Source organism: Streptomyces sp. NPDC054841 (assembly GCF_053611045.1).
Genome location: NZ_JBSGZO010000335.1, coordinates 2,807 through 9,533 on the forward strand (window position 1 = coordinate 2,807; position 6,727 = coordinate 9,533).

6 protein-coding genes and 1 rRNA gene are annotated in these 6,727 nt (G+C 66.8%); all 7 read left to right on the forward strand.

All coding sequences use genetic code 11. The features are described from left to right. Window positions 1–161 precede the first annotated feature (161 nt). Window positions 162–278, forward strand: a 5S ribosomal RNA gene (gene rrf, locus ACWGI8_RS31970). Window positions 279–411: 133 nt separating this feature from the next. Beyond that, the gene (locus ACWGI8_RS31975; RefSeq protein WP_453666243.1) at window positions 412–1,020 is read left to right on the forward strand and encodes a CDP-alcohol phosphatidyltransferase family protein; all 609 of its coding nucleotides are present in this window, start codon (window positions 412–414) and stop codon (window positions 1,018–1,020) included. 114 nt (window positions 1,021–1,134) lie between these two features. Then, window positions 1,135–3,630 carry a sugar phosphate nucleotidyltransferase gene (locus tag ACWGI8_RS31980; protein ID WP_453666245.1) on the forward strand — a complete coding sequence of 832 codons (2,496 nt, stop codon included), beginning with the start codon at window positions 1,135–1,137 and terminating at the stop codon, window positions 3,628–3,630. Window positions 3,631–3,729: 99 nt separating this feature from the next. Then, window positions 3,730–4,659, forward strand: coding sequence for a DUF881 domain-containing protein (locus ACWGI8_RS31985; protein WP_453666246.1), 930 nt, complete (start codon window positions 3,730–3,732; stop codon window positions 4,657–4,659). After that, window positions 4,656–4,988, forward strand: coding sequence for a small basic family protein (locus tag ACWGI8_RS31990; protein WP_003970459.1), 333 nt, complete (start codon window positions 4,656–4,658; stop codon window positions 4,986–4,988). The genes ACWGI8_RS31985 and ACWGI8_RS31990 overlap by 4 nt, the downstream gene beginning before the upstream one ends. Before the next feature lie 5 nt (window positions 4,989–4,993). Further along, complete coding sequence (locus tag ACWGI8_RS31995; RefSeq protein WP_453666248.1) at window positions 4,994–5,989, forward strand: DUF881 domain-containing protein; 996 nt, start codon at window positions 4,994–4,996, stop codon at window positions 5,987–5,989. 85 nt (window positions 5,990–6,074) lie between these two features. Next, the coding region (locus ACWGI8_RS32000) for a zinc-ribbon domain-containing protein (protein WP_453666249.1) at window positions 6,075–6,727 on the forward strand (653 nt) is incomplete at its 3' end.

Below are 6,727 nucleotides of genomic sequence, written 5' to 3' on the forward strand. Positions count from 1 at the left end.
GGGTTGATAGGCCGGATGTGGAAGCCAGGTAACTGGTGAAGCTGACCGGTACTAATAGGCCGAGGGCTTGTCCTCAGTTGCTCGCGTCCACTGTGTTAGTTCTGAAGTAACGAACATGCCGAGACCACTGTGTGGTCGGCCGGTTCACATCTTCATAGAGTTTCGGTGGTCATAGCGTTAGGGAAACGCCCGGTTACATTCCGAACCCGGAAGCTAAGCCTTTCAGCGCCGATGGTACTGCAGGGGGGACCCTGTGGGAGAGTAGGACGCCGCCGAACAATTTTTGGGGAAAGCCCCGGACCTTTTGGTCCGGGGCTTCTCTGCGTTCAGGCACCCCTGGGTACAGGCCATACCGAGCTAAGGGTAAGGTCAGGGGGCATCATTGGCACGTTCGGCACAGGAGGCCCCCGGGTGGAGGTCCAGGAGACTCGCGTTCAGACGGACCGGGTACTCACCATCCCCAACATCCTCAGCATGGCTCGCCTGCTTGGCGTACCGCTGTTCCTGTGGTTGATCCTCCTGCCTGAGTTCGGCGGGCCGAAGGCCGATGGATGGGCACTGCTCGTGCTGGCGCTGAGTGGTATCAGCGACTACCTCGACGGGAAGCTCGCCCGGCGCTGGAACCAGATCAGCAGCCTGGGGCGGATCCTCGACCCCGCTGCCGACCGGCTTTACATCCTTTCCACGCTGGTTGGGCTGACCTGGCGCGAGATCCTGCCGCTCTGGCTGACCGTGGCCCTATTGGCACGGGAGTTGATGCTCCTGGTGATGGTGGGAATCCTCCGCCGGCACGGCTATCCGCCGCCCCAGGTGAACTTCCTGGGCAAGGCGGCTACCTTCAACTTGATGTATGCCTTCCCGCTGCTCCTGCTCAGTGACGGAAACACGTGGCTTGCGTCACTTGCCAAAGTTTTCGGATGGGCGTTCGCAGGATGGGGTACAACTCTCTATTGGTGGGCAGGGATCCTCTACGTGGTTCAGGTCCGCCGACTCGTCAAGGCTGATGCCATGGCCGATTGAGCCGTTTGCACGGAGCTGTGCAGAGTCCGCCGGTCCGCATGTGACACGAGAAGGGCCTGCCCGGACGGGTGAAGTCGGCTGGACCGTCGTCTCTTCAAGGAGGACGCTTCCGACATGAAGGCCGTCGTGATGGCTGGTGGCGAAGGAACGCGACTTCGCCCCATGACCTCGAGCATGCCCAAGCCACTCCTGCCGGTGGCCAATAGGCCGATCATGGAGCATGTGCTGCGCTTGCTGAAGCGGCATGGGCTCAATGAGACCGTTGTAACCGTGCAGTTTCTCGCCTCCCTGGTCAAGAACTACTTCGGTGACGGCGAAGAACTGGGGATGGAGCTCACCTATGCCAACGAGGAGAAGCCACTCGGCACCGCGGGAAGCGTGAAGAACGCCGAAGAGGCGCTGAAGGACGATACGTTTCTCGTCATCTCCGGTGACGCTCTCACCGACTTCGACCTGACCGATCTCATCTCCTTCCACAAGGAGAAAGGCGGTCTCGTCACGGTGTGTCTGACCCGGGTGCCGAATCCCCTGGAATTCGGCATCACCATCGTGGACGAACACGGTCAGGTCGAGCGATTCCTCGAGAAGCCGACCTGGGGTCAGGTCTTCTCCGACACCGTGAATACCGGAATCTACGTCATGGAGCCCGAGGTCTTCGACTATGTCGAGGCCGACGTACCGGTGGACTGGTCCGGTGACGTCTTTCCGCAGCTCATGAAGGAAGGCAAGCCGATCTACGGCTATGTCGCCGAGGGCTACTGGGAGGACGTGGGCACGCACGAGAGCTATGTGAAGGCCCAGGCCGACGTCCTCGAAGGCAAGGTCGATGTGGAGCTCGACGGCTTCGAGATCTCGCCGGGCGTATGGGTCGCGGAAGGCGCCGAGGTGCATCCCGACGCGGTGCTGCGCGGTCCGCTGTACATCGGGGACTACGCCAAGGTCGAAGCCGATGTGGAAATCCGCGAGCACACCGTCGTCGGCTCCAATGTGGTCGTGAAGAGCGGAGCGTTCCTTCACAGGGCCGTCATTCACGACAACGTCTACATCGGGCAGCACTGCAATCTGCGCGGCTGTGTGATCGGCAAGAACACCGACGTAATGCGGGCAGCGCGTATCGAGGACGGCGCTGTCATCGGGGACGAGTGCCTGATCGGCGAGGAATCGATCGTTCAGGGGAATGTACGGGTCTATCCGTTCAAGACCATCGAGGCCGGCGCCTTCGTCAATACCTCGGTCATCTGGGAGTCGCGGGGCCAGGCGCACCTCTTCGGCGCGCGTGGCGTCTCCGGAATCATCAACGTGGAGATCACGCCTGAACTTGCCGTGCGTCTGGCCGGGGCGTACGCGACCACGCTGAAGAAGGGCGCGACCGTCACCACCGCGCGAGACCACTCGCGTGGTGCGCGGGCATTGAAGCGGGCGGTGATCTCGGCGTTGCAGGCCAGCGCCATCGACGTACGCGACCTGGAGAACGTGCCGCTGCCCGTGGCCCGTCAGCAGACGGCGCGAGGCAGTGCGGGCGGCATCATGATCCGTACGTCGCCGGGAGTGCCGGACTCCGTCGACATCATGTTCTTCGACGAGCGCGGCGCGGACCTGTCCCAGGCCGGGCAGCGGAAGCTGGACCGGGTGTACGCGCGGCAGGAGTACCGGCGTGCGTTCCCGGGCGAGATCGGGGACCTGACCTTCCCGGCCAGCGTCTTCGACTCGTACACCGGATCGCTGTTGCGCGATGTCGATACGACGGGGATCGCAGAGGCAGGTCTCAAGGTCGTTGTCGACGCGTCGAACGGCAGCGCCGGGCTTGTTCTGCCGAGTCTGCTCGGCCGGCTCGGCGTGGACGCGCTGACCATCAATCCCGGCCTGGACGAGTCCCGGCCCACCGAGACGGCCGATGCCCGCCGGTCGGGGCTGGTCCGGCTCGGGGAGATCGTGGCATCCGCGCAGGCGGCGTTCGGTGTGCGTTTCGACACCGTCGGTGAGCGGTTGTCGCTCGTGGACGAGCGCGGGCGGATCGTGGAGGACGACCGGGCCCTGCTGGTCCTGCTCGACCTCGTGGCAGCGGAACGACGCAGCGGGCGTGTGGCACTGCCCGTGACGACGACACGGATCGCCGAGCAGGTCGCGGCGTACCACGGCACGCAGGTCGAATGGACGACCACGTCGCCCGACGATCTGACCCGGGTCGGCCGGGAGGAATCCACCATCTTCGGTGGAGACGGGCGCGGCGGCTTCATCGTTCCCGAGTTCAGCAGCGTTTTCGACGGCACGGCGGCGTTCGTGCGGCTCATCGGGCTGGTGGCCCGTACACAGCTCACACTGAGTCAGATCGACGCCCGCATTCCGCGGGCGCATGTACTGCGGCGTGACGTGGCGACGCCTTGGGCGGTGAAGGGGCTCGTGATGCGCCGGATCGTGGAGGCGGCGGGAGACCGGTCGGTCGACACGACGGACGGTGTACGGGTGGTGGAGGCGGACGGCCGGTGGGTGATGGTGCTGCCCGACCCCGCCGAGGCCGTCACCCATCTGTGGGCGGAAGGCCCGGACGACGCGTCGGCCCAGGCCCTTCTCGACGAGTGGTCCGGCGTGGTGGACAGCGCAGGTCAGTGAGGTAGGTGCCAGGTGCGCCGGAGGGCGGCGAGGTCCGCCTTCCGGCGCAATGGTGGGGCCATTCGGCGGTAGCGGCTCCGACGTGCGACGATGTGCGGCATGCCGCAGCAGCCCCCCGTTCGGAGCACCGCCTCACCGCCGCCGCGCCCTGATGCCTCCATGTCGCTGCTGACCAATGTCATGGACCACAGCCTCGACGACGGCTACGCGGAGGCGACGGCCCGCAGGGAGGCCGAAGGAGGCGGACTGCCCAAGACGCTGCGGTCCAGATTGTGGCTCGCGGCAGGTCTGGTGCTGGCGGGGCTGGTCGTGACGCTCGGTGCCGCGCAGGCGCGGATATCGGCACCGGTCGTGGCGAAGGAGCGCGAGGAGCTCATCGACCGCATCGACGCGGAGACCTCGGCCGTGGACGATCTGGAAGTCGACGTCGACCAGCTCCGTGACGAGGTGGAAGAGCGGCAGCGCAAGGCGCTGCAGCAGCACGGCGGAGACCAGGGCGCGCTGGCGGCGCTGCTCTCGGGCGCGACGGAGGTGAGTGGTCCGGGCGTCAAGCTGGTCGTCGACGACGCCGAGGACAGCGGGTCGGGCGGCGGCGGTCCGCGGGAGAGCAGTGGGTTCTCCGACACGGGGCGGGTCCGTGACCGGGACATGCAGCGGGTCGTCAACGGATTGTGGCAGTCCGGAGCGGAAGCCGTCTCGATCAACGGACAGCGGCTGACCGCCCTGTCCGCGATCCGCGCTGCGGGCGACGCCATACTGGTCGACAACAAGCCGCTGGTGCCGCCGTACACGGTGCTTGCGGTGGGGGACGGGAAGAAGCTCAGCACCGCCTTCCAGGACAGTGCCGACGGCCAGTACCTGCATGCGCTGCAGGAGAACTTCGGCATCCGCACCAGCATTTCCGCGCAGGAGCAGGTGCGCCTGCCTGCCGCGCCGAGCCTGATCGTACGTACCGCAGAGCCGAGGTCCGCCAGTGCCGGAACGGGCACCGGGCAGGGCACGGCAGACACTGGGAAGGGCACATCGTGATCGCCGTACTGGGCCTCGTCGTGGGAGTCGTGGTCGGACTGTTGGTCCGGCCCGAAGTGCCGGCGGTGGTCGAGCCCTACCTCCCGATCGCCGTCGTCGCGGCCCTCGACGCGGTCTTCGGCGGCCTGCGGGCCATGCTCGACGGGATCTTCGTGGACAAGGTCTTCGTGGTCTCGTTCCTGTCGAACGTCGTGGTCGCCGCGCTGATCGTGTTCCTCGGCGACAAGCTGGGCGTCGGCGCCCAGCTCTCCACGGGTGTCGTGGTCGTGCTCGGCATCCGGATCTTCTCCAACGCCGCCGCCATCCGCCGGCACGTGTTCAGGGCGTGAGGGCGATGAGCGACATGGAGCAGAAGTCTGAGGAGCGGCCGGAGCCGCAGGACCGGCATGAGCCGCAGGAAGGGCAGGACTCGCAGGACCGGCAGGACTCGCGGGGGCAGCTGCCGGGAGCGCAGTCGGAGCGTGGGAAGGACGGTCGGGACACCGGTGGCCCGGAGATCGCCGGCCCGGAGATCGGTGTTCCGCAGGCCGAGGACCCGCAGGCCGAGGACCCGCAGACCGACGGCCCGCAGGCGGAGTCGCCGCAGACCGCACCACCCGCAGAGGAACCACAGCTGACAGGGCGCCGCCGACTCGTCGCCAGCCTCTGGCCGCCGCGCGTCACCCGGGCCCAACTCATCGTCGCTGTACTGCTGTTCGTCCTGGGCCTCGGCCTTGCCATCCAGGTCCGCTCCAACAGCGACAACAGTGCTCTGCGCGGTGCGCGCCAGGAGGACCTGGTGCGCATTCTCGACGAACTCGACGACCGCACCACGCGGCTCGAGGACGAGAAGCAGCGCCTGGAGGACCAGCGCACCGAGCTGGAGACCAGCTCGGACCAAGCGGAAGAGGCGCGCAAGCAGACCCTGGAAAAGGAGCGCCAGCTGGGGATTCTTGCCGGTACGGTGGCGGCCGAGGGTCCGGGTATCACGCTGACCATCGACGACGGCTCCGGCGCGGTCGAGTCCGACATGTTGCTCGACGCGATCCAGGAGCTGCGTGCTGCGGGCGCCGAGGCGATCCAGGTCAATGGCGTCAGGTTGGTCGCGGACTCGTACTTCTCCGGCGGGGACGGCGACATCCAGGTGGACGGCAAGAAGATCAGCGCGCCGTACCGCTTCAAGGTGATCGGCAAGCCGCAGGATCTGGAGCCGGCGCTGAACATCCCCGGAGGCGTGGTGCAGACCCTGGAGAAGGAGCAGGCCACCGCCACGGTGACCCGGTCGGAGAAGATCGTCGTGGATGCCTTGCGGCCCGTGGAACGGCCTGACTACGCTCGGTCGTCCTCCTAGTGGGACGGGGGCGCGAGGGGGTGTCCGGACATGGGCAACAGGTTGCGGGGGGTCGACGCATCGTAAGCGTGCTGCGTGGTGGAAACTGTCCGGAGGGTACGGACGTTGTGAGGATGTCCGGGTCGGTAGGTGTGTTCATTCAGGGTTCCTGCCCCACGGGCGGGTCTATTTCGGTCAAGGGGAATCGCCCGTGAAGTTGTTTGGGAAGTTGTTCGGCAAGAGCGCACGCGAGGACAGCGGCACTGCCCGTCATCGCGCACCGCGCCATGGCCAGGAGGCGGAGCAGAGCGGCGAGCGCCCGCTCTTCCGGGACGAGGTCGCCGGCTCCGGCGGTGACATTCCCGGCGGTCAGGGCGCGTCTGCTGTTGACCCTGCCGGTCCCGGCCGCATAGGTTTCGGGGAACCGTCAACCTCAAGTACGGGTGGAGGGTTTACGCCCGACCCGTACGCATCCCATGCCCCCGCGGGGCAGCCGCGGCAGGAGGATCCGTCCATGCCGGTTTGTACGCGATGCGGGAATCGCAACGCCGAAACCAGCCGCTTCTGCTCCAACTGCGGCGCGCCGCTGCGGTCCGGAGCGCCGGCCGAGCGTGCCTCGGAGACGACCTCGACGATCTCCATCTCCGGGATCGAAGCCTATGAGGCCGAGGTCACGGGGCAGACACCCATCCCTTCGCTCTCGCCCGAGGCCCAGGCGGCCGTAGAGGCCCTGCCGCTCGGCTCGGCGCTGCTCGTGGT